The sequence below is a fragment of the Actinoallomurus oryzae genome (assembly GCF_039541955.1).
Classification (GTDB): Bacteria; Actinomycetota; Actinomycetes; order Streptosporangiales; family Streptosporangiaceae; genus Actinoallomurus; species Actinoallomurus oryzae.
Map to the genome: position 1 here is coordinate 104,048 of NZ_BAABHF010000025.1, position 22,017 is coordinate 126,064.

The window sequence follows — 22,017 nt, forward strand, 5'->3', positions numbered from 1 at the left end:
GGGTGGCATGCTGAGGGCCGCTCATACGGAGGAGGGCGGCCTGTGGTCACGATCGACGACATCCGCGGCCTGACGTCCACCCTGCCGCGTTCGGAGGAGCATCTCATCCGCGACCGGGTGAAGTTTCGCGTCGGCAAGATCGTCTACGTTGCGCTCTCCCGGGACGAGACCACGATGGGCTGTGCGTTCCCGAAGGAGGAGCGGGAGGCGATGGTCGCCGCCGAGCCGGAGAAGTTCTTGATGCCCCGGGTGTCGGACCAGCGCTTCCACTGGATCGAGGTCCGCCTGGAGGCCATCTCGGTGGAGGAGATGCACGAGCTCGTCCTGGACGCCTGGCGCCGCGTCGTACCCAAACGCGTGGCGGCCGAGCACGCCCTGAGGACGGCCCGCGAGGACGCCGAGGACGGTCTGTGAGGGGTGCCTGGGGAAGGTCCGTGAGAGGGCTGGCGTCTGGGGGCGGTCCGTGAGGGACGCCGAGGACGGTCGGTGAGGGGGGTGCCTGGGGGCGGTCTGAGAGGGATGCTTGAGGGCGGTCCATGAGGGACGCCGAGGACGGTCTGTGAGAGGGGTGCCTGGGGGCGGTCCATGAGGGACGCCGAGGACGGTCTGTGAGAGGGGTGCCTGGGGCGGTCCGTGAGGGACGCTTGAGGGCGGTTCGCGAGGACGCCGAGGACAGTCTGCGATGGGGCGCGCCTGAGGGCGGTCTGCGAAGGGCGCCGTAGGGCGGTTTGCGAGGGCGCCTGACGGCTCGGTGGAGTGGCACGGCCACGCTGCCGCGGCAGCGGTGGTCCACGGCAGCGTGGAGATGGACGGGCACCGGCCAGGGTGCCCTGTGGTTCCCGCGTGATCTGCCGGTCGCCCTCATCACGGCGACAGGCGGCAGATCCCTTGACCGGCGGTGGCTCGCCTCGTACGCCCGTGTGGGCGGCGAGGAGTCGCTTGTCTCACGGCGAGGATCGACTGCATCGGGAAAGCGCGCGGGGCCTTTGGCGGTTCACGGTCGGCGGTCGGTCTTCGGTGTTCGGTCGTGTCGACGGCCCGGGGGCGGTCGCGGTGGCCTGGTCGTTCTCTTCCGGTCCGCGGTCGTGGGCGGCGAGGCTCGGCTGCGGTCGTGCGTTCGGAGCGGGGAGGTCTGGTAGGACGGAGAGGTGACCGACGGCGTGGACATGGGCGTGCTTCCCGGGATGGGCGACCTCCCGGAGTCCGCGGCGCCCGCGCCGGCCGGCGAAGGCGCGGGAGACCGTGGTCCCGGGCGGGGCAGGCGTGCCGTTAGGCAGAACAGCACCCCCAAGAAGAACAGCACCGCCAAGAAGAACACGCGTAGGCCCGCCGAGACGCTGCCGGTCGCCAGGGTGGCGGTGGACGTGCCGCTCCCGCACCTGGATCGCCCCTTCGACTATCTGGTCCCCTCGGCGCTGGACGACGCGGCCGTCCCCGGATGCCGCGTACGGGTCCGCTTCGCGGGTCAGCTCATGGACGGTTTCCTGCTCGAACGCGTGGACAGGAGTGACCACGACGGCCGCCTCGCGTACCTGGAGCGCGTCACCTCTCCGGAGCCGGTCCTGGCCCCGGAGATCGCCGCGCTCGCCCGGGAGATCGCCGACCGCTACGCGGGCACCCTCGCCGACGTGCTGCGACTCGCCATCCCGCCCCGCCACGCTCGCGTCGAGAACGAGAACGCACCCACCCGCGGACCGGCGGCCGAGGCCGGTCCGGCGGAGTCCACAGCAGCGGTCGAGACCGGTCCGGCGGAGCCCGCCCCGATGGGCGAGGCCCAGGCCGGCCCGGCACCGGACACCGTCGGCTTCCCGGGTCCGGCACCCGCAGAACGACACAACGCCTCGGCAGATGGTGCCGGCGGTGCCGATGAGTCCTCTGCCGGCGATGAGGCGGCCGGCGATGATGGCGTTCGCGTCGGTCCTGGTGAGATCTCAGGCGGAGGAGACCGTGAGGGATCTACGCGGGGCGTCCCCGACGGGGACGATGACACGTCGGCCGATGAGGGTGACGCTTCGGACGATGGCGACAGGTCAGCCGGTGTGACGGCGGCGGACGCCGTCACGGTTACGGTCCCCGGCACGGCGGTGGGCCCTGGCACGGTGGCGGGTTCCGGCAGGGCGGCGGATCCCAGTACGGCGGCGGATTCTGGCGCGGTGGCGAGCTCCGACAGGGTGGCGGGCTCTGGCGCGGTGGCGGATCCCAGTACGGCGGTGGGCTCCGGCGGGGTGGTGGCTTCTGACGCGGTGGCGGATCCCAGTACGGCGGTGGGCTCCGGCGGGGTGGTGGGTTCTGACGCGGTGGCGGATCCCAGTACGGCGGTGGGTTCGGGCAGGGCGGCGGGTTCTGGTGCGGTCGCGGATCCCAGTACGGCAACGGGTTCTGGTGCGGTGGCGGATCCCAGTACGGCGGCGGGTTCCGGCAGGGCGGTGGGTTCCGGCGCGGCGGCGGGCGCTGAAATGGCGGCCGGTTCCGGCGCCGGCGCCGGAACCGGTGGGAGTGGAGGGGGCCCGGGCGCTGGGGTGGACGCTCCCGGTATCACGCCTCCGGCGGTCGGGTCGTGGGGGGCTTATCCCGCGGGGGCGTCGTTTCTCGAGGCGCTCACGGCGGGGCGGGCGCCGCGGGCCGTCTGGAGTGCGCTGCCCGGTGGTGACTGGACCGCGGAGGTCGCGCTCGCGGTGCGGGCCACGCTCGCGGGCGGGCGGGGGGCGCTTGTGATCGTCGCCGACGGGAGGGACGTGGCGCGGGTCGATCGCGCGCTGCGCCGTGAGCTCGGTGACGGCCGTCATGTGGCGCTCACCGCCGAGCTCGGGCCCGCCGAGCGCTACCGTCGCTGGCTCGCCGTACGCCGCGGAAGGGCGGCGGCGGTCGTCGGTACGCGGGCCGCGATGTTCGCGCCCGTGCGCGATCTCGGGCTCGTCGTGCTCTGGGACGACGGCGACGACGTGCACGCCGAGCCGCACGCGCCCTACCCGCACGCTCGTGAGGTGCTCGCGCTCCGCGCGCACCGGGCCGGGGCCGGGGCGCTCATCGGCGGGTTCACCCGCACGACCGACGCCACGCAGCTCGTACGGGCCGGCTGGGCCCGGCCGCTCGTGCCCGACCGGGAGCGGCTGCGCGCCTCCATGGCCTACGTGCGGCCCGCCGGGGACGACGCCGACCTGGCCCGCGACGAGGCCGCCCGCAGCGCGCGCCTGCCGCACATGGCGTTCCGCGCCGCGCGGCAGGGCCTCGAACACGGGCCCGTCCTCGTGCAGGTGCCGCGGCGCGGCTACGTTCCCGCGCTCGCCTGTTCGCGCTGCCGGGGGCCGGCGCGCTGTCCCGAGTGTGAGGGCCCACTGTCGCTGCGCTCCTCGCACGCCGCCCCGTACTGCCGCTGGTGCGGCCGGATCGCCGGGGCCTGGCGCTGCCCCGAGTGCGGCGGCCGCCAGGTGCGGGCCGTGGTCGTCGGCGCCCGGCGCACCGCCGAGGAGCTCGGCCGGGCGTTCCCCGGCGTGCCCGTGCGCACGTCCGGCCGCGACGGCGTGCTCGCCGAGGTCTCCGGCGAACCCGCGCTGGTGGTCGCGACGCCCGGCGCCGAGCCGGTGGCCGAGGGCGGGTACGCCGCCGCGCTGCTGCTCGACGGCTGGGTGCTCCTCGGCCGCGCCGACCTGCGCGCCGGGGAAGAGGCGCTGCGCCGCTGGATGAACGCCGCCGCCCTCGTACGCCCGCGCGGCCCCGTCATCGTGCTCGCGGACGGGTCGCTGACGCCGGTGCAGGCCCTGATCCGCTGGGACGCCGTCACGTACGCCGAACGGGAGCTGGACGAGCGCCGGGAGCTCGGGTTTCCGCCCGCCGTGCGGATGGCCTCGCTCACCGGCACGCCGCAGTCCGTACGCGAGATGGTCGAGGCCGCCGGGCTGCCGGACGACGCCCAGGTGCTCGGGCCGGTCGAGCTGGGGGAGGGCCGGGAACGCGCGCTGGTGCGGGTCGACCGCGGCCGGGGGGCCGTCCTGTCCCGGCTCCTCAAGACCGCGCAGGCCGCCCGCAGCACGCGCAAGGCCGCCGACGTCGTCCGCGTCCGGGTCGACCCGCTCGAGCTGATCTGAACCGTAGACTGGTCCTGCCCAACTACGAGACGTGAACGGAGCCGTTCGTGGCCGTCAAGCCCATCCGCCTCTTCGGCGACCCGGTGCTGCGTACACCGGCCGAGCCGGTGAAGGACTTCGACAAGGAGCTGCGCACGCTCGTCAAGGACCTGTCGGACACCATGCTCGAGGCACCCGGCGTCGGCCTGGCCGCGCCGCAGCTCGGCGTGGGCCTGCGGGTGTTCACCTACTACGTCGACGAGCAGCTCGGCCACCTCGTCAACCCCAGCCTCCAGCTGACCGAGGAGCAGGAGGAGGGCGACGAGGGCTGCCTCTCGCTGCCCGGCCTGGTCTTCCCGACCAACCGCGCGGTCGGCGTCGTGGCCAAGGGCTTCAACATGTACGGGGAGCCGGTCGTCCTCGAGGGCACCCACCTGCTGGCCCGCTGCGTGCAGCACGAGACCGACCACCTCGACGGCGTGATCTTCATCGACCGGCTCGACCCCGACCAGCGCAAGGCCGCGATGAAGGCGATCCGCGAGGCCGAGTGGTTCGGCGACGAAGCACCGGTGATCAAGGACTCCCCGCACCCGACGTTCGGCAAGGCGCTCTAGTGCGGCTCGTGTTCGCCGGCACGCCGGAGACCGCCGTACCCGCGCTCGACGCCCTGCTCAAGTCCCGGCACGAGGTCGTCGCGGTCATCACGCGGCCCGACGCCCCCGCCGGGCGCGGGCGCAGGCTGACGCCGAGCCCGGTCGCGCGGCACGCCGCCGAGGCGGGCGTCGAGGTGCTCAAGCCCGCCAAGGTCAAAGATCCGGAGTTCCTCGACCGGCTGCGCGCCATCGCCCCCGACTGCTGCCCGGTCGTGGCCTACGGCGCGCTGATCCCGCGCGTGGCGCTGGACATTCCCCGGCACGGGTGGATCAACCTGCACTTCTCGCTGCTGCCCGCCTGGCGCGGTGCCGCTCCCGTGCAGCGGGCCGTGCTGCACGGTGACGACATCACCGGCGCCGCGACCTTCCAGATCGAGGAGGACCTCGACACCGGTCCGGTGTACGGCGTGGTGACCGAACCCATCCTGGCGACCGACACCAGCGGCGACCTGCTCGCCCGGCTCGCCGAGACCGGGGCGCAGCTCCTGGTCGCGACCATGGACGGCGTCGAGGAGGGCGAGCTGGAGCCCCGGCCGCAGCCCGCCGACGGCGTCTCGTACGCGCCCAAACTCACGCCCGATGACGCCCACGTCGACTGGACGCTGCCCGCCCAGCACGTCGACCGGCGCGTCCGCGCCTGCACGCCCGCGCCCGGTGCCTGGACCACGTTCCGCGGCGACCGGCTCAAGCTCGGCCCCGTACGCCCGGCGCCGGACGCCGCGCCGCTCGCCCCGGGCGAACTGCGCGCGACCAAGGCCGAGGTCCTCGCCGGCACCGGCTCCCACCCGGTCGTCCTCGGCGACGTCCAGCCGCAGGGCAAGCAGCGCATGCCGGCCACCGCCTGGGCGCGCGGCGTGCGCCCGGCCGAAGGCGACGCCCTGATCTGATGCCGCAGCGATCCACCGGCCCCCGACAGGGCAAGGGACAGGGCCGACCAGACGCCCGGCGAGGCAAGGGACAGGGCCGGCCGGCCCCCCGGCGACCTCGCGACCAGGTCCGCCGCACCGCGTTCGACGTCCTGCAGGCCGTCGACGAACGCGACGCCTACGCCAACCTCCTCCTGCCCTCCCTGCTGCGCGAACGCCACCTGTCCGGGCGCGACGCCGCGCTCGCGACCGAGCTGACGTACGGCACGCTGCGCGGGCGCGGCACGTACGACGCCGTCCTCGGCATGTGCAGCGACCGTCCCGTGGCCAAGATCGACCGGCCGCTGCTCAACGTCCTGCGGCTCGGCACCCACCAGCTCCTCGGCACCCGCATCCCGCCGCACGCCGCCGTCGGCACCGCCGTCGACCTCGCCCGTTCGGTGGCCGGCCCGGGGCAGGCGAAGTTCGCCAACGCCGTGCTGCGCAAGGTGTCCGCCCGTGACCTGGACGCGTGGCTCGCCATCGTCGCGCCCGACGACGAGACCGGCCGGCTGTCGGTCGTGCACAGCCATCCGCGCTGGATCGTCAACGCCCTGCGCGACGCGGCCGGAGCCGGTGAGATCGAGGCGCTGCTGGCGGCCGACAACGAACGCCCGCGCGTCACCCTGGTGGCCCGGCCCGGTCGCGCGACCATCGCCGAGCTGGGCGGCGACCCCGCCGCCTACTCCCCGTACGCCGCGTACCTGGCCGAGGGCGACCCGGCGGCGGTACCCGCCGTCGCCGAGGGACGCGCCGCCGTGCAGGACGAGGCGAGCCAGCTCGTCGCCCTCGCCCTCACCCGCGTCGAGCTCGACGGCCCCGACGCGCACTGGCTCGACCTGTGCGCCGGGCCGGGCGGCAAGGCCGCGCTGCTGTCGGGGCTCGCCGCCGAGCGCGACGCGCACCTGCTGGCCTGCGACCTTCAGCCGCACCGGGCCCGTTTGGTGCGCCGCGCCGCCGACCCGGCCGCGGCCGTCGCCGTCGTGGACGGCACCCGGCCCGCCTGGCGCCCCGGCTCCTTCGACCGGGTCCTCGCCGACGTGCCCTGCACCGGCCTCGGCGCGCTCCGCCGCCGTCCGGAGGCCCGCTGGCGGCGCGGCCCGGAGTCGGTGGCCGAACTGGGCCCGCTGCAGCGACGGCTCCTCGCCTCGGCCCTGGAGGCGGTACGCCCCGGCGGGGTGGTCGCGTACGTCACCTGCTCACCGCACATCGCCGAGACCCGTGTGGTGGTCGACGACGTGCTGCGCGGCCGCGACGACGTCGAGCGCCTGGACTCCCCGTCGTACCTGGAAGACGTCCCGGACCTGGGGAAGGGCCCGTACGCGCAGTTCTGGCCACACCGGCACGGCACCGACGCGATGTTCCTGGCCCTGCTCCGGCGCCGGCCGTAGCCACGTCCCCGGGGGCTCGAACGCGCCCTCGTCCGGCCGCACCGCCACTAGCCCGCTCGCCCGCGCCCGGCCCGGTGGCCGTGCCGGTCACCGAGGCCGTTCCCGCCGCCGGCTCTCGTACGGTCACGCGGCGAAGCTGACCTCGACGATCGGCATGCGGAGTTTGCGGATCAGCGGCACGTGGCCGACCAGCGGGGCGAGGGACAGCAGGCCGCGGCCTCGCGGGTAGCGCAGGTCACGGACGCCCGCGATCCGCGGGGAGTACTCCAGGATCTTCCGGTGCTCGCCGGGGTCGAGGCTCCAGTGCCAGGCGGGCGCCCGGTAGGCGGCGCCCGCCTCCAGGGCGTCGCTCCGGCTGCGTTCGGCCAGGAAGTGGGGGACGCTGTCGAAGATCAGCGCGCCGCCGGGGAAACGCTCCGCGCACGCCGCGATCAGCGACCTGACCTCCTCCGGCTGGAGGTACATCAGCAGGCCCTGCGTGGAGATCAGCACACCGTCGGCCGCGTCCACCTCGTCCATCCAGGTGAAGTCGAGCGCCGAGCCGGCGAGTGTGCGGCGGCGCGGCGGATCGTCGGGCAGCAGCCGCCGGCGGACCTCCACCGTCTCCGGCAGGTCGACGGTCAGCCAGCGCACCCGGCCGTCGTCGACGCGCCAGAACTGCGTCTCCAGCCCCTCGCCGAGCGCCACCACGGTGCCACCGGGACGCGCCGTCATGAACCGGCGGACCGCGCGGTCGAAGCAGAGGACCCGGAGCGCGTGCCACTGCGCCATCTTCGGCTCGCCGAACCGCTCGAAGGGAAAGTCGATCGCCTCGACCAGCTCGACGGCCCTGGGGTCGTCCAGCACGGCGTCCGGCCGGCGGGCCTCGGCGGCGCGATGGTAGAGGTTCCAGAGCAGTGTCTCGGGCACACCGGTGAGCTCGACCTTGAGCTTGTCGGTCATCGCCCCAGAATGCCAGGCCCCCGCCGCTGGCGGGGGCCTGGCGAGATCGCCGGTCAGGCGGTGACGGCGATCCGCTCCTCGCAGGAGGAGGTCAGGTCGGTGAGCACCTCGGTCGCGCGGTCCAGAGCGGCGGCGATCCACGGCAGGCCGACCGGGTCCGGGGACGTGAGGGCGGTGAGCCGCTGCTCGTCGGTCTCGCCGTAGAGCAGGCTGATCGCCACCCGGAGACGCAGGGCCCCCGGCGCGTCACCGAAGGCGCTGCCCGGCAGCACACCGACGCCGTACCGGTCGAGAAGGAGCGCCGAGAGCTCGGCCGACGTGTCCACGCCGAGCCGCTCGCGGAGATCTTCGAAGTCCGGGTACAGATAGAAGCCGCCCTGAGGACGCGGCACCCGCGCGCCGACGGCGGTGAAGCGCTCGGCCATGGCGCGGGCGATGGTCTCGTGCAGCCGCCGGCTGGCCGCGACGCGCTCGACGACCTCCGGGGGCTCGGCGAAGGCGTACGCCGCGGCCTGCTGCGTCGGGCCCGACGTGCTGGACCAGATCTCGCTGGCCACACCGACGAGCCGGTCGCGCAGCCCGCTGAGCGCCTCGGGCAGGAGGGCCACACCGATGCGCCAGCCGCCGAGGGCGAGATTCTTGCTCAGCGCGGTCGTGATCACGGTGCGCTCGGGGGCGTACCGCGCCGGGCACGGGAAGTCGGTGTTCTGGTCGAAGACCAGGTCGCGGTAGATCTGGTCGGCGATGATGATCAGGTCCAGCTCGCGGGCGGCCTCGCACATGCGGCGCACCGTCTCCGGGCGGGCCAGTGTGCCGGTGGGGTTGTCCGGGAGCGTGACGACCAGGCAGCTCACCGCGCGCCCGGCCGCGCGCTCCAGCGTGACGGCCGCGCGCAGCGCGTCCGGGTCGGGCACGCCGCCCTCGCCGGGAGGCGTCGCCACGAAGATGGGTTCGGCGCCCATGAGCCGGGTCTGGGCGGCGTAGCTCACCCAGCTCGGGCGGGGCACGACGACGCCTCCGCCGATGGCGAGCAGCAGACCGTACAGGAGCGGTTTGCTTCCCGGGCCCGCGACGATCAGTCCGGGGTCGGCCGGAAGGCCGCGCCGGTGCCAGTACCCCGCGGCGGCGGTGCGGAGGTCGGTACTGCCGGCGACGGGCCCGTACGCACCACGCCCGGCGGCGGTGCCGAGCTGCCGCTCGAGTGAGGGGAGGACGGGCAGGCCCGCCTCTCCGAAGGCGAGGGGCAGCACCGGCAGCCCCATGCGGCGTCTGTGATCGAGGGCCTCGTTGGCGGCGAGAGTCGCGGAGATGGCGACTGACATGAGTTCACTCCCAAGGAGCTCTTCTGGCTGGTTGACCTGCGCGCGGCCGTATGTCTCCATGCTGTAGTGGAACGGTGCATCAGTACAAGCGAAGCTTTCCGCTGCCGGGCGTAAGCTGAGCTTATGCTCGACGTTCGACGGCTGCGGCTCCTGCGTGAGTTCGCCGACCGCGGCAGCATCGCGGCGACCGCCAAGGCCCTCGGCTACACGCCCTCCGCCGTCTCACAGCAACTCGCCGTCCTCGAACGCGAGGTCGGCACCACACTGCTCGACCGCACGGCGCGCAGCGCCGAACTCACCGACGCCGGCCGGCGGCTGTCCGACCACGCCGACCGCATCCTGCGGATGATCGAGTTCGCCGAGGCCGACCTGTCCGAGGCCGAGCCGACGGGGCAGATCGTGCTCACGGCGTTCCCGACGGCCGCGGTGGCGTTCGCGCCCGCCCTGGCGCACAGCCTGCGCCACCACGAAGGTCTCACCTTCCAGCTCCGCCAGACGCGGCCGGGCGACGGCCTGCGGCAGGTGCGCTCCGGCGAGGTCGACCTTGCGCTGGTCGACGACTGGACCGGGCGGCTTCCGACGCGCGGGGGCGGCAGCCTGCGCTTCTCGCTGCTGCTGCACGACCCGCTCGTGCTCGTCGTGCCCTCCGGCCACTGGGCCGCCGACCCCGACCGCGAGATCGACCTGTGGCGGCTGCGCGACGAGCCGTGGCTGGCGGCTCCGGCGGGTGAGCCGTCACGCCAGGCCTTCGACCGCCTGCTCGCCGACGTCGGCGGCGCGCCACCGATGCCGTGGGAGTTCGAGGGGCTCGGCACGATCCTCGGCCTGGTCGCGCGGGGGGTCGGGATCGCCGCCGTGCCCAGCCTGGCGCTGACCGCGGCGGTGCCGGGCATCGCGGCCCGCGAACTGCCCGGATCGCTGACCCGCTACGTGTACGCCGTCGCCCGCACGGCGAGCGTGCGCCGGCCGTCGGTCGCGGTTACGCTCGAGGCGCTACGGGACGCCGTGGCCGAGATCGACGTCATGTCGGTGGGCCGCAGGGGAGAACCCGCGCAGAAGAGCGGGGCGTGAGGCGAGCGGCTCGACCGGCGCCGGCCGCTCGGTCGCGGTCGTCCGCGGCTTCGGGGCCGGGTGCGATCCGGAGGAGGTCGTGGTGTGAGCGGCGTGGCGGACCGGCTCGACCGGCACTGGAGGAGGGGCCGCCTGGTCCCGGTCGTCTACGACTTCGCGGTCGAGCGCGAGCCGATCGCCCGGCTGGGCGGCCGGCTGCTGTGGGGCGCCGACATGCGCGTCTTCTACGACACCTTCGCCGAGGCGGCCCGGCTGCCGCCGGGCACCGCCGTGCTCGACGTGCCGTGCGGGGGCGGGGTGGCGTTCCGCGGCGTGCCGCGCGATGCCGGCCTGCGCTACGTCGCGGCGGACCTGTCGCGGCTCATGCTCGGCCGGGCCCGCGCGGAGGCGCGCCGCCGCGGACTGGACGCCGCGTTCGCGGGCGTGAGCGCGGACCGGCTGCCGTTCGCCGACGGGTCGTTCGACCGCTGCCACACCTACAACGGGCTGCACTGCCTGCCGGACCCGGCCGGCGCGCTGGCGGAGATGGCCCGGGTACTGCGGCCCGGCGGCGTGCTGAGGGGCAGCGCGATGGTGACCGGGGCCGGCCGCCGCCAGGACGCCTTCATCGCGCTCCTGCGGGCACGGGGCGACTTCGGCCGGCCCGGGAGCCTCGCCGACCTGCGAGGCTGGCTGGACGGCGCCGGGCTGGAGTCCGCGGAGGTGACGGCCACCGGCGCGCTGGCGTGCTTCTCGGCAGTCAAGCCCGGCTGAGAGGCCGCCCGGCACCCCCATGCCCTGCTGCGCGGCACCCAGGCGCTCGCGACGGGCGAGGGCTCCGGGCGGCCTCCGCGTCGCCGACCGGCTCGTGCGGGGCGTGCGGGCGTCCCTACACTTGAGCGCATCATGGCCGTGCAAATCGCTCCCAGCATCCTGTCCGCCGACTTCGCCCGGCTCGCCGACGAGGTCGCCGCGGTCGCCGACGCGGACTGGATCCACGTCGACGTGATGGACAACCACTTCGTGCCCAACCTCACCCTCGGACTGCCGGTGGTCGAGGCACTGCTCAAGGCGACGCCCGTTCCGGTGGACTGCCACCTCATGATCGAGGATCCCGACCGGTGGGCACCCGGATACGCCGAGGCGGGGGCGGCCAGCGTCACCATCCACGTCGAGGCGGCGAGCGCCCCGATCCGTACGCTGCGGGAGATCCGTGCCGCCGGCGCCCGCGCCGGCCTGGCGCTCAACCCGGGCACGGCCGTGGAGCCGTACGCCGACCTGCTCACCGAGATCGACATGCTGCTCGTGATGACGGTCGAGCCGGGCTTCGGCGGTCAGCCGTTCCTCGACGTCGTCCTGCCGAAGATCCGCCGCGCCCGCGACCTGATCAAGGGCCGGGACCTCGACGTGTGGCTCCAGGTCGACGGGGGAGTGAACACCGAGACCATCGAGCGCTGCGCGGAGGCGGGCGCGGACGTGTTCGTGGCCGGCTCGGCCGTGTACTCCGCCGACGACCCGGCCGAGGCGGTCCGCTCCCTGCGCGCCCGCGCGGCCCGGGCGTCCGGCTAGCGTCGCGCCGGGGACCGGTCCCAGGCCGCCGGGATAGCGTGCGGTGCATGGCGCACCGCGGCCGGCGGCCCGGTGCACGTCACTTCTCTCTCGGCGGAGCGTGACCGATGCAATTCTTTGCCCGACGCCTGGAATGCAAGCACATCGTCTGGGCGGGACCGCTGGTCAATACGGCGGCGACGTTGAACGTCGCCGACGAACTGCGCGGCCGTTCCTGTCCGACGTGTGGCGAGATCGTGCGCAAGGTCGACTTCGTGGCGATCGAGAAGCCGTTGTCGACGTTCGACGAGTCACCCGCGCCGCGCAACGCCGAGAACAAACTGAAAAAGACCTCGAACGCCGATGTCGAGAAGACCCGGCAGCGGTTAGCGGGACTGGGCGCGGAGGTCGGCGGCCTCGCCGCCGACCTCAAGAAGTCGGCGCTCGGGTTGGCCCCGCCGCAATGGCGCGACACATTGGCGAACATCCCCGTCGGTATTCTGCGAACCTACGAGCCCAACGCGGAATGCATCAGGTTCGCGGACTCCGCGATGCCGGCGATCGTGTTCCACCAGGGGCTCGCCGGTTATCTGTTCAAGATGAACCGGAGCATCTTCCCGCTGCTGCGCATGGGCTCGCTGGGCGGGGGCGCGATCAGGCGTTTCGTCGAAGACGAGAAGACCAGGTCGGCGCTGCGGGTCCAGGCGGTGGACACCGCGCTCGAGTTCCTCGGCGTCGGCAGGCCGAGGTCCAAGGTCCTCGTGGAGATCCCCATGATCGCGAGGCTCCTGGAGATGCCGCTGACCAGGACCATGTCGGCTTTCGTGCTGTGTCACGAGTACGGACACGCGGTGCTGAACCACGCCGACGAGCTCCGCTCCGCCGGCCGCGACGCGAAGTTCTCCGTGCTGGAACGCTCTCGGGCGATGGAGTTCGAGGCCGACACCTGGGGCCAGGACGCGGTGATCGGCGCGTTCACCGGCGGGAAGAACCTCGAGCCGAGCCTGGCCATGCTGGACGACCTGTTCTCCAGCGACGCGTTCGTGGTCAAGCAGGACATCTCCCATGTCGCTCCGTGCGCGGCGCTGCTGTACTTCGAGTTTCTCGACGTGATCGAGGAAGGGCTGGTCCGCCGCGGCGTCGACGTCGCCGGGCAGGACGCGTTCACCCGGCGTCGCGCTCGGACGGCGGAGAAGACGGCGGCCGGGCAGTCGACCCATCCTTCCAACCAGGACAGGTTCCAGGCGCTTTACGCCCACCTGTCAGAGCACGGCAACTTCACCACCCACACCTGGGTGGAGGCGTTCGAGATGCTGCTCGACGAGATCAAGGACGACCTCGACGATCTCATCGACAAGACCGGGGCGGTCCCGAGGAAGAGGCTGACACGCCGCCTCCAGCCGCGGAGCCGGGCGAAGCGCGGGCCGGGTTCCTGGCGCGACACCATCACCCACATCGACGACGACGATGCCACCCGCATCAGGTTGCAAGAGGCGTTGCGGAACGTGGAGGGGCAGGTGCTGAAGCTCGACGAGGCCGAGCTCCGGCGCCACTTCGAAGCGCAGAAGGACAGGGCGGAGGCGCATTACCGGAAGCAGGAGTACGCCGAGGCGGAGAAGATCTACACGCGGATACTCGACTCCGGAGAGACGACCGAGTCGCCCCCCCTGTACCCGCTCCTGGGGGAGTGCCGCGAACGGCTCGGCGACCGGCAGGGCGCGATCGCCGCGTACCGCCGATGCCTGGAGATCGTGCCGGGCAGCGACTTCGCCGCGCTGTGCGGCTTCTCCCTGGGCCGGATCCTGTTGTTCGACGAGAAGGACCCGGCCGGCGCCGAGACCGCGCTCACCGCCGCGACCACGTCGCACGTCCTGGACATCCGCGCCCAGGCGATGTTCTGGCTGGGCACCATCGCCCACGGCCGGCGTGAGGTCGAGGCGGCGCTGCGGAGGTACCAGGACGTCTACGCGTTACGCGAGAGAGAGTTCACCCTGTTTCCCCGGCTGATCCCGCTCGCGGCCCTCAACATCGGCGGCGTGCTGGAAGAGCGCGGGCGGTTCGCCGAGGCCGCGAAGATGTTCGAGTACGCACGGGACCACCACGCCACCGACCCGAAGAACCGCGCTCTCGCCGAGCAGCACCTGCGGGCGGTGCGGGGGAGGTAGCGGCAGCGTCTTCGGTCCGTCGGCGGCGACGCGGCCCTGGCTAAGCGGTGTAGACCGAGGCCTCGCCCTCGACGTGGCTGCTCAGGCGGCCCTGGGCGACCAGGACCTCCAGGTGGGCGCGCGTCTCGGTGGTCGCCAGCATCTGGTTGAACATGTCCAGTTCGTCGAAGTGGCGTCCTCTCCGGGTCCAGGTCAGCGCGCGGGCCGTCTCGTACGCCGTGCCCGAGCCGGCGGCGACCGCCGCGGCGCACGCGTCCAGGCGCTCGGCGTGGTGGTCCAGCAACGCGTCGACGCGGGCGTGCACGCTGTCGGTGACCGGCCCGTGCGCCGGCAGCAGCCGCAGGTCGGGCATCTCACGGACGACCTTGAGGGAGGCCAGGTAGGAGCCGAGCGGCGAGGACTCCGGCGCGCTCTCGAAGCCGATCGACGGGGTGATGTGCGGCAGCACGTGGTCGCCGGCGAACAGCAGCCCTTCGGTCAGGTCGGCGAAGACCAGGTGGCCCCGCGTGTGGCCGGGCGTCGGCACGGCCAGCAGCTCGCGGCCGGCCAGCGGCACCGGCACCCGCCCCTCGATCCAGTCGTCCGGCATGGCCCACTCGGACGGGTTGTGGCCGCCTTCCCTCCACACCGCCCGCAGCCGTTCGATGAGAGGCGCCGCGCCGCAGGCGTTCAGCTGTTCGAGCTGGGGGGAGCGGTCGGTCGGGCCGGGCGAGGTGAGCAGCTCGAGGGTGGGACGCTCCCCGATGCCGAGGCTCACCCGCGTGCCGAACTCCCGGCGTACCGCGACCGCCTGCGTGTAGTGGTCCCGGTGTACGTGCGTGACCAGGAAGCGGCTGATGTCGGCGAGTCCGAACCCGATCTCCTTGAGGGAGGTCTCCAGCTGCCGCCGCGACTCCTCCAGCGACCAGCCGCCGTCGATCAGGACGAGGCCGTCGTCGTCCTCGATCGCGTAGACGTTGACCGCCCGAAGCCCGTCCGTGGGCAGCGGCAGCGGTATCCGGTGGACTCCAGGGGCGACCTGGAACGCTCCAGATTCGATCCACTCCGATCGCTGCGACATCGGCTCGGTCCTCGGCTTTCCGGCGTGCGGGGTTTTAGAACGTCATTCGATTAATACCGGACTTCCCACTCCGGGCACCACGGCTGGACCCGGTGAATCTCAACACTCTTCTCGTGGGGGGCGGTCCGGTCGTGCGGGGCGGGTCGTACGGTTGGGCGGGCTCTACGGGCCCGAACGCGATCGGGACCTGCCGGGCGATCCGGCCCCGTGGCGGCGGATCGTACGCGCGGCGTCGAGGGGAGGCGGGGATGATCCAGGCGATCGGGCTCGGGCTGGTCGTGTTCGTCGGCGCCACGGCTCAGCGGGTCACCGGGCTCGGCTTCTCGCTCGTGACCTCCCCGTACCTGGTGCTGCTGCTGGGCCCGTTCGACGGCGTCCTGGTGGTCAACACCTGCGCGGTCCTCACCGCGTTCATCGTGCTGACGCAGGTCTGGCGGGACGTCGATCCGCGCCGGGCCGCGTTGCTCATCGGCCCCGCGCTGCCGGCCGTGGTGGCCGGGGCCTGGATGGCGCGGACCCTGCCGGGGCCGCCGCTGGCGGTCGTCGTCGGCCTGCTCATCCTGTGCGCCCTGGTGGCCGTGGTGGCCAGCGAGAGGGCGCGGGTGCTGCGCGGCACGCCGGGCGCGGTGGCCGCCGGGCTCGGGTCGGGCTTCCTGAACGCGACCGTCGGCGCGGGCGGACCGGCGGTCGCGCTGTACGCGGTGTCCTCCGGCTGGGCCCAGCACCGGTTCGCGGCAACCGCCCAGCTGGTCTTCGGCGTCCTGGGCGTCGCCTCGCTCGTCGCCAAGGGCGGCCGGCCGTCGATGGCCGCGGCCGGCTGGGCGACGGTCGCGGCCGGACTGGCCGCCGGCATCCTCGCCGGCAACCGCCTGTCCGGGCGCGTCGCACCGGCGCGGGGCCGGGCCGCGGTGATCGCCTTGGCCATGGCGGGCGCCCTGCTGACGGTGGTCAAGGGCCTGGCGGCCCTCTGACACGGACCGGGCGTATCTACGCGCGGGAGGCCGGTGGGGCAAAGTGCTCTTCCTCACACAACGCGGGGAATGTCTCGCGTGGCACACTGGTTAGGAGTGTTCGTCAGCGTGCTCCGGGGTCGGTGAAATTCCGAACCGGCGGTTACAGTCCGCGACCCGGCCGAAACCATCGGCCGGTTGACCCGGTGGAATTCCGGGACCGACGGTCAAAGTCCGGATGGGAGGCAGCGCGCGGCCGTGCCCTGTTCGGGGCACGGTAGTGGCGTCGGCACCATCGCGCCGTCACATCCCGGAGCCTGGATCAGGAGGCCCGGGGTGACCGCATCTTCCGCCGAGGAGACGGCGATGCGCGACGCGATCGCCTTGGCGGCGCGCGCGCTCGGCGAGACCAGCCCCAACCCCGTCGTCGGATGCGTCGTGCTCGACGCGGACGAGACCCCTGTCGGCGAAGGCTTCCACGCGTACGCCGGCGGTCCCCACGCCGAGGTCGTCGCACTGCGGCAGGCCGGCGTCCGCGCGCGGGGCGGCACGCTCGTCGTCACCCTCGAACCCTGCGATCACCAGGGCCGCACCGGGCCCTGCAGCCAGGCCATCCTGACCGCCGGCCTGCGCCGGGTCGTGTACGCGGTCGGCGACCCCAGCGACCGGGCCCAGGGCGGCGGGCGGCGGCTTGCCGAGGCCGGCCTGTCCGTCGAGTCCGGGCTGCTCGCCGCGGAGGCCGAGCGGATCAACGCCGAATGGCTCACCTACGCCCGCCTGCGCCGCCCCCACGTGACCTGGAAGTTCGCCGCTACCCTCGACGGCCGTTCGGCCGCGGCCGACGGCACCAGCCAGTGGATCACCGGTGCCGCCGCGCGGGAGGACGTCCACCGCCTGCGCGCCCGCGCCGACGCGATCATCGCCGGGTCCGGCACCGTGCTGGCCGACGACCCCCGTCTCACCGTGCGCGGCTTCGAACCGCACGACCACCTGCGCACCCACCGCCGCCCACTGCGCGTCGTCGCCGACACCCGTGCCCGTACGCCCCTGGCCAGCCGCGTCCTGAACGACGAGGCGCCGACGCTGGTCGCGGTCGCCGAAGACGCCGAAGCGTCCGCGCTGGAGTCCACCACCGCCGTCGTACGGCTGCCGCGCGCCCGGAGCGGACGCGGCCTGGACCTGTCCGCCCTGCTCGCGGAGCTGACCGAGCGCGAGATCGTCTCGGTGTTCCTCGAAGGCGGTCCGTCCCTGGCCGGAGGGTTCCTGGCCGAGGGGCTGGTCGACCGCGTCGTCGCCTACCTGGCGCCCACGCTGCTCGGCGCCGGGGCCGCCGCCCTCGGCGACGCCGGGGTCGCGACGCTCGCGCAGGCGCACCACCTCGACATCGACGACGTCACCACGATCGGGCCGGACCTGCGGATCACCGCGACGGTACGCGACCGGCCGGCACCGTCTCGAAGGGAGAACTGAAGTGTTCACCGGAATCGTCGAGGAGCTGGGGGAGATCGTCGCGCTCGAGCGCGAGGGCGACTCCGCCCGGCTCACCGTACGCGGCCCGCTGGTCGTCTCCGACGCCGTCCACGGCGCGTCCATCGCGGTCAACGGGGTCTGCCTCACCGTCACCGACGTCAAGGACGACGCCTTCACGGTCGACGTGATGAAGGAGACCCTCGACCGCTCCTCCCTCGCCGCGCTGGCCCCCGGATCACCGGTCAACCTCGAACGGCCCGTACGCCCGGCGGACCGGCTCGGCGGCCACATCGTCCAGGGCCACGTCGACGGCGTCGGCGAGATCGTCTCCCGCGAGCCCGGCGACCGCTGGGACGTCGTGACGATCGGCCTGCCGGCGGACCTGGCCCGCTACGTGGTGGAGAAGGGTTCGATCACCGTCGACGGCATCAGCCTCACCGTGGTCGAGGCCCGCGACGACGCGTTCACGGTCGCCCTGATCCCCACGACGCTGGAGCTGACCACGCTCGGCCGCAAGCGCCCCGGCGACCCGGTCAACCTCGAGGTCGACGTCGTGGCCAAGTACGTCGAGCGGCTCGTCGCCGCCGGGAGCAGGCCATGAGCGAACGACGTGAGCGGATCGCGAACACGCGCCGGAGGATCACTCCTCCGATCCCGGGGTTCCCACGGAAACGCGGAGCTCGCGGAGCGTTTCCGTGGCGTGGGGCGAAGGTGAAGGGCTCATGAGCTCCTGGGCGCAGGCGGGTGTCACGGTCCTCGGCGAGAAGGTGCTGTGGACCGACCTGCTGGGCAACGTGTTCTCCCTCGCGACGGTCTGGCTGGCGATCAGGCGCACCATCTGGACGTGGCCGGTCCAGCTCGCCGGCGCGGTGCTGCTGTTCACCGCCTCGGTGAGCGCGCACGCCCCCGGCAACGCCCTCAAGCAGGTGCTGTTCGTCGCGCTGGTCTCCTACGGCTGGGTGAAGTGGCTGCGCGGCATCCACGAGAGCGACGGCCTGCCGGTCCGCCCGGCCACCGCACGTGAGCGCGTCGTGCTCGTGGTGGCGCTGGCCGCCGGAACGGCGGCCCTGGCGCTGCTGTTCGCGAACATCTCCTGGCTGCAGATCACCTGGTCTCCGACGGCGAACGCGTACATCTTCGCGGGCAGCGCGGTCGCGACGTTCGCGCAGAGCCGCGCCCTCGTTGACTTCTGGGTCATCTGGGTGCTGGTGGACCTCGTGGGTGTGCCCCTGGCGATCAAGTCCGGCCTGTACGTCTCCGGGGCGGCGTACGTGATCTTCTTCGTGATGGTCATCGCCGGGTTCCGTAACTGGATCAACCAATACCGCCGGCAGCGGCGGTATGCCGAACTGGAGGCGGTGGCGGCATGAGTTTCGACACGGTGGAAGAAGCGATCGCGGATATCGCGGCGGGCAAGGCCGTGGTGGTGGTCGACGACGCCGACCGGGAGAACGAGGGCGACATCATCTTCGCGGCCGCCAAGGCGACCCCGGAGCTGCTCACCTTCACGATCCGTTACAGCAGCGGCGTGATCTGCGTGCCGATGGAGGGCGCCGATCTCGACCGCCTCAACATCCCCCTGATGACCGCGCAGAACAACGAGCGGATGCGCACGGCGTACACCATCAGCGTGGACGCGCGCGACGGCGTGAGCACCGGCATCTCCGCGGCCGACCGCGCCACCACGATCCGGCGGCTGTGTGACTCGGCGACCGAGCCGTACGAGCTGGTGCGGCCCGGCCACGTCTTCCCGCTGCGCTACCACGAGGGCGGCGTCCTCCGGCGGCGCGGGCACACCGAGGCCGCGGTCGACCTGGCCCGGCTCGCCGGGCTGCACCCGGCCGGCGTCCTCGCCGAGGTCGTCAACGACGACGGCACGATGGCGCGGCTGCCGCAGCTGGAGGTGTTCGCCAAGGAGCACGACCTGAAGCTGATCTCCATCGAGCAGCTCACGGCGTACCGCAAGCGCACCGAGCGGGTGGTCGAGCGGGTCGCCGAGACGCGCATCCCCAACCGGCACGGCATGTGGCGTGCGGTCGGATACTCCAGCTCCGTCGACGGCGGCGAGCACCTCGCGCTCGTCCTCGGCGACCTCGGCGACGGCGAGGACGTGCTGATCCGGGTGCATTCCGAGTGCCTCACCGGCGACGTGCTCGGCTCCCAGCGCTGCGACTGCGGCACCCAGCTCGACGCGGCGATGGCGGCGGTCGCCGAAGAGGGCCGGGGCGTCATCCTCTACCTGCGCGGGCACGAGGGCCGGGGGATCGGCCTGCTCGCCAAGCTCCAGGCCTACGCGCGGCAGGACGACGGTTCCGACACCGTGGACGCCAACATCGAGCTCGGCCTGCCGGTCGACTCGCGAGAGTACGTCAACGCCGCGCAAATGCTGGCCGACCTCGGCGTCCGGTCGGTGCGCGTGCTGACCAACAACCCGCTCAAGCTCGCGGGCCTGGAGGGCTTCGGCGTCGAGGTGCGCGGCCGTACGCCCCTGCCCGTCGTCGTCACCGAGTACAACCGTCGTTACCTCACGGCCAAGCGCGACCGCCTCGGCCACCACATCGGAGAGCTGTCATGAGCGGTATGGGACGTCCCGAAGCCGCGGCCGTCGACGCGTCCGGGCTGAGCCTGGGCGTGGTCGCCGCCCGCTGGAACGGTCAGATCACCGACCGGCTGCTCGAACGCGCGCTGGCCGCCGCCAAGGAGTGCGGCCTGCCCGAGCCCGTCGTCGTCCGCGTCGCGGGCGCGCTCGAGCTGCCCGTCGTCGCCCAGCAGCTCGCCCGTGATCACGACGCGGTCGTCTGTCTTGGCGCCGTGATCAGGGGAGGTACGCCCCATTTTGACTATGTATGCGATTCGGTAACAGCGGGTTTGACGAGGGTTGCCCTCGATGAGGGCGCACCCATCGGCAATGGCGTACTAACCTGTGAGACGCTTGACCAGGCACTGGACCGCTGCGGTCGGCCGGACAGCAGCGAAGACAAAGGATGGGAGGCGACCGTGGCCGCACTCGATACGGCACTGACCTTGAGGGGCCTGCGGCATCACGGTCACGCGCGGCATCACGCGGAGCATCAAGGCTCCTGAGTCTCCACGCCGCGATACCGATCTCTCATCCTCAAGGAAGGTCTTTTCACCGTGCTGTCACTCGTGCTTCCCAAGGGCTCGCTGGAGAAGGCGACGTTCGAGCTGTTCGACGCCGCCGACCTGACGGTCCGCCGTGGCTCCGATCGTGACTACCGCGCGTCGGTCGACGACCCGCGCATCGACCGCGTCCGCGTGCTGCGCCCGCAGGAGATCCCCACCTACCTCGAACAGGGGCTCTTCGACCTCGGCATCACCGGCCGTGACTGGATCACCGAGACGCAGTCCGACGTCGTCTCGCTCGGCGAGCTGAAGTACTCCAAGGCGACCTCCAACCCGGTGCGCGTCATCATGGCCGTGCCGAACGACGCCCCCTGGCAGTCGGTGGAGGACCTGCCCGAGGGGGTGCGGATCTCCACGGAGTTCCCGGCGCTGACCGAGCGGTTCCTGACCGAGCACGGCGTCAAGGCCCGGGTGGTGCCCTCGTACGGCGCGACCGAGGCGAAGGTGCCCGACATCGTCGACGCGATCGTCGACCTGACCGAGACCGGGTCCTCCCTCCGCAAGAACGGCCTGCGCATCCTCGACACGCTGCTGGTGAGCTACACCGAGCTGGTGGCCAACCGCGAGGCGTACGAGGACCCGAACAAGCGGGCCGCCATGGAGGACATCGCGCTGCTGCTGCAGGGCGCGATCCGGGCCCGCGGCAACGTCCTGCTCAAGCTCAACGTCTCCGACGCGCAGCTGCAGGACGTCCTGAGCATCATGCCGTCGATGTCGTCCCCGACGGTCACCCGGCTGGCCGGCGGTGAGATGCACGCGGTGGAGAGCGTCGTGGCCAAGCACGGCGTCAACACCCTCATCCCGGCGATCAAGGCGGCCGGCGGCTGCGACATCCTCGAGATCCCGATCAGCAAGATCGTCGACTGAGGTGACCGCGGCGACGTGGCGGCCGCGCCGTGCCCGATTCATCCCCTACGTTCTTGCGGTGGTGGTCGTGGCCGGAATGGTCGCCCTCGCCGTGGGCATGCCGTCCAACTGGGGGCTCGGCGATCGGATCGGCTTCGTCGTGGTCGGTTTGATCGTGGCGGGGATCCTGCACATCCTGGCGCGCAGCCGGGTCACCGCCGACGACCGCGGCGTGACGGTGGTCAACGGCCTGCGGACGCATGAGTACGAGTGGGCCGAGATCCTGGGCGTGTCGATGCCGGAGGGCGCGCCGTGGCCGACGCTGGACCTGGCCGACGGCTCGACCGCGCCGGCGATGGGCATCCAGTCCTCCGACGGCGACCGCGCCCGGTACGCGGTCGCCGAGCTCACCGCGCTGGTCCACGAACGCGGCGAGGCCCGCGAGGCCTGACCGCGGCCGCTTCGGATCCGGCGCGGGTTGATCGTGGCGGGGGATCCCGCACGTCC

General features: G+C 73.0%; 20 protein-coding genes and 1 riboswitch. Of the genes, 17 read left to right on the forward strand and 3 right to left on the reverse strand.

Features of this window, described 5'->3' with window-relative positions; translation table 11 throughout:
• The first annotated feature begins 42 nt into the window (after positions 1-42).
• The 5 genes from ABEA10_RS24125 (at position 43) to ABEA10_RS24145 (ending at position 7,013) form a co-directional block, all read left to right on the forward strand.
• Positions 43-414, forward strand: a complete 372-nt coding sequence (locus tag ABEA10_RS24125) for an MmcQ/YjbR family DNA-binding protein (RefSeq protein ID WP_345467632.1) — start codon at positions 43-45, stop codon at positions 412-414.
• A 734-nt stretch (positions 415-1,148) separates the two neighbouring features.
• A complete protein-coding gene (locus tag ABEA10_RS24130; protein WP_345467635.1) occupies positions 1,149-4,085 on the forward strand; it encodes a primosomal protein N' family DNA-binding protein in 2,937 nt (978 codons plus the stop codon).
• Positions 4,086-4,132: 47 nt separating this feature from the next.
• Entirely contained in the window at positions 4,133-4,678 is a 546-nt protein-coding gene (def, locus tag ABEA10_RS24135; RefSeq protein ID WP_345467637.1) for a peptide deformylase, read from the forward strand.
• Positions 4,678-5,604 carry a methionyl-tRNA formyltransferase gene (fmt, locus tag ABEA10_RS24140; protein ID WP_329258015.1) on the forward strand — a complete coding sequence of 309 codons (927 nt, stop codon included), beginning with the start codon at positions 4,678-4,680 and terminating at the stop codon, positions 5,602-5,604. Before def ends, fmt begins: the two co-directional genes overlap by 1 nt.
• Complete coding sequence (locus ABEA10_RS24145; protein ID WP_345467639.1) at positions 5,604-7,013, forward strand: RsmB/NOP family class I SAM-dependent RNA methyltransferase; 1,410 nt, start codon at positions 5,604-5,606, stop codon at positions 7,011-7,013. The genes fmt and ABEA10_RS24145 overlap by 1 nt, the downstream gene beginning before the upstream one ends.
• Positions 7,014-7,136: 123 nt before the next feature.
• Here the strand turns inward: ABEA10_RS24145 and ABEA10_RS24150 are convergent, their stop codons facing one another.
• Positions 7,137-7,955, reverse strand: coding sequence for a class I SAM-dependent methyltransferase (locus ABEA10_RS24150; RefSeq protein WP_345467641.1), 819 nt, complete (start codon positions 7,953-7,955; stop codon positions 7,137-7,139).
• A 53-nt stretch (positions 7,956-8,008) separates the two neighbouring features.
• Positions 8,009-9,277 carry a pyridoxal phosphate-dependent aminotransferase gene (locus ABEA10_RS24155; protein WP_345467643.1) on the reverse strand — a complete coding sequence of 423 codons (1,269 nt, stop codon included), beginning with the start codon at positions 9,275-9,277 and terminating at the stop codon, positions 8,009-8,011.
• Between the two features lie 123 nt (positions 9,278-9,400).
• On the opposite strand from ABEA10_RS24155, the gene ABEA10_RS24160 reads away from it, so the two are divergent.
• The 4 genes from ABEA10_RS24160 to ABEA10_RS24175 all read left to right on the forward strand — a co-directional run bounded on the left by ABEA10_RS24160 (position 9,401) and on the right by ABEA10_RS24175 (position 14,040).
• The gene (locus ABEA10_RS24160; RefSeq protein ID WP_345467645.1) at positions 9,401-10,348 is read left to right on the forward strand and encodes a LysR family transcriptional regulator; all 948 of its coding nucleotides are present in this window, start codon (positions 9,401-9,403) and stop codon (positions 10,346-10,348) included.
• Between the two features lie 84 nt (positions 10,349-10,432).
• Complete coding sequence (locus ABEA10_RS24165; protein WP_345467647.1) at positions 10,433-11,101, forward strand: class I SAM-dependent methyltransferase; 669 nt, start codon at positions 10,433-10,435, stop codon at positions 11,099-11,101.
• 132 nt (positions 11,102-11,233) lie between these two features.
• A complete protein-coding gene (rpe, locus tag ABEA10_RS24170) occupies positions 11,234-11,896 on the forward strand; it encodes a ribulose-phosphate 3-epimerase (protein ID WP_345467650.1) in 663 nt (220 codons plus the stop codon).
• A gap of 107 nt (positions 11,897-12,003) precedes the next feature.
• Positions 12,004-14,040 (forward strand): tetratricopeptide repeat protein, encoded by a 2,037-nt coding sequence (locus ABEA10_RS24175; protein WP_345467652.1) that lies wholly within the window; start codon positions 12,004-12,006, stop codon positions 14,038-14,040.
• Between the two features lie 40 nt (positions 14,041-14,080).
• On the opposite strand, the gene ABEA10_RS24180 is transcribed toward ABEA10_RS24175, so the two are convergent.
• Entirely contained in the window at positions 14,081-15,100 is a 1,020-nt protein-coding gene (locus tag ABEA10_RS24180) for an MBL fold metallo-hydrolase (protein WP_345467654.1), read from the reverse strand.
• 248 nt (positions 15,101-15,348) lie between these two features.
• On the opposite strand from ABEA10_RS24180, the gene ABEA10_RS24185 reads away from it, so the two are divergent.
• From ABEA10_RS24185 to ABEA10_RS24220, 8 genes are all read left to right on the forward strand, one after another.
• Positions 15,349-16,071 (forward strand): TSUP family transporter, encoded by a 723-nt coding sequence (locus ABEA10_RS24185; protein ID WP_345467656.1) that lies wholly within the window; start codon positions 15,349-15,351, stop codon positions 16,069-16,071.
• Between the two features lie 104 nt (positions 16,072-16,175).
• Positions 16,176-16,306: riboswitch (FMN riboswitch) on the forward strand.
• Between the two features lie 80 nt (positions 16,307-16,386).
• The gene (ribD, locus tag ABEA10_RS24190; protein WP_345467658.1) at positions 16,387-17,520 is read left to right on the forward strand and encodes a bifunctional diaminohydroxyphosphoribosylaminopyrimidine deaminase/5-amino-6-(5-phosphoribosylamino)uracil reductase RibD; all 1,134 of its coding nucleotides are present in this window, start codon (positions 16,387-16,389) and stop codon (positions 17,518-17,520) included.
• 1 nt (position 17,521) lies between these two features.
• Positions 17,522-18,121 carry a riboflavin synthase gene (locus ABEA10_RS24195; protein ID WP_345467661.1) on the forward strand — a complete coding sequence of 200 codons (600 nt, stop codon included), beginning with the start codon at positions 17,522-17,524 and terminating at the stop codon, positions 18,119-18,121.
• 121 nt (positions 18,122-18,242) lie between these two features.
• Positions 18,243-18,890, forward strand: a complete 648-nt coding sequence (locus ABEA10_RS24200; protein ID WP_345467664.1) for a nicotinamide mononucleotide transporter family protein — start codon at positions 18,243-18,245, stop codon at positions 18,888-18,890.
• Positions 18,887-20,095 carry a bifunctional 3,4-dihydroxy-2-butanone-4-phosphate synthase/GTP cyclohydrolase II gene (locus tag ABEA10_RS24205; RefSeq protein WP_345467666.1) on the forward strand — a complete coding sequence of 403 codons (1,209 nt, stop codon included), beginning with the start codon at positions 18,887-18,889 and terminating at the stop codon, positions 20,093-20,095. Before ABEA10_RS24200 ends, ABEA10_RS24205 begins: the two co-directional genes overlap by 4 nt.
• Positions 20,092-20,604: a 6,7-dimethyl-8-ribityllumazine synthase gene (gene ribH, locus ABEA10_RS24210; protein WP_345467669.1), complete on the forward strand. Its 513-nt coding sequence runs from the start codon at positions 20,092-20,094 to the stop codon at positions 20,602-20,604. Before ABEA10_RS24205 ends, ribH begins: the two co-directional genes overlap by 4 nt.
• A 51-nt stretch (positions 20,605-20,655) precedes the next feature.
• Positions 20,656-21,531 (forward strand): ATP phosphoribosyltransferase, encoded by an 876-nt coding sequence (gene hisG / locus ABEA10_RS24215; protein WP_329258057.1) that lies wholly within the window; start codon positions 20,656-20,658, stop codon positions 21,529-21,531.
• Between the two features lies 1 nt (position 21,532).
• Positions 21,533-21,961, forward strand: a complete 429-nt coding sequence (locus tag ABEA10_RS24220) for a PH domain-containing protein (RefSeq protein WP_345467672.1) — start codon at positions 21,533-21,535, stop codon at positions 21,959-21,961.
• The last annotated feature ends 56 nt before the right edge of the window (positions 21,962-22,017 follow it).

Bases quoted from the DNA above. Each gene is read 5' to 3' on its own strand.
- ABEA10_RS24145 (WP_345467639.1), top strand. From the start codon at position 5,604: ATGCCGCAGCGATCCACCGGCCCCCGACAGGGCAAGGGACAGGGCCGA.
- ABEA10_RS24150 (WP_345467641.1), bottom strand. From the start codon at position 7,955: ATGACCGACAAGCTCAAGGTCGAGCTCACCGGTGTGCCCGAGACACTG.
- ABEA10_RS24155 (WP_345467643.1), bottom strand. From the start codon at position 9,277: ATGTCAGTCGCCATCTCCGCGACTCTCGCCGCCAACGAGGCCCTCGAT.
- ABEA10_RS24160 (WP_345467645.1), top strand. From the start codon at position 9,401: ATGCTCGACGTTCGACGGCTGCGGCTCCTGCGTGAGTTCGCCGACCGC.
- rpe (WP_345467650.1), top strand. From the start codon at position 11,234: ATGGCCGTGCAAATCGCTCCCAGCATCCTGTCCGCCGACTTCGCCCGG.
- ABEA10_RS24175 (WP_345467652.1), top strand. From the start codon at position 12,004: ATGCAATTCTTTGCCCGACGCCTGGAATGCAAGCACATCGTCTGGGCG.
- ABEA10_RS24180 (WP_345467654.1), bottom strand. From the start codon at position 15,100: ATGTCGCAGCGATCGGAGTGGATCGAATCTGGAGCGTTCCAGGTCGCC.
- ABEA10_RS24185 (WP_345467656.1), top strand. From the start codon at position 15,349: ATGATCCAGGCGATCGGGCTCGGGCTGGTCGTGTTCGTCGGCGCCACG.
- ABEA10_RS24200 (WP_345467664.1), top strand. From the start codon at position 18,243: ATGAGCTCCTGGGCGCAGGCGGGTGTCACGGTCCTCGGCGAGAAGGTG.
- ABEA10_RS24205 (WP_345467666.1), top strand. From the start codon at position 18,887: ATGAGTTTCGACACGGTGGAAGAAGCGATCGCGGATATCGCGGCGGGC.
- ribH (WP_345467669.1), top strand. From the start codon at position 20,092: ATGAGCGGTATGGGACGTCCCGAAGCCGCGGCCGTCGACGCGTCCGGG.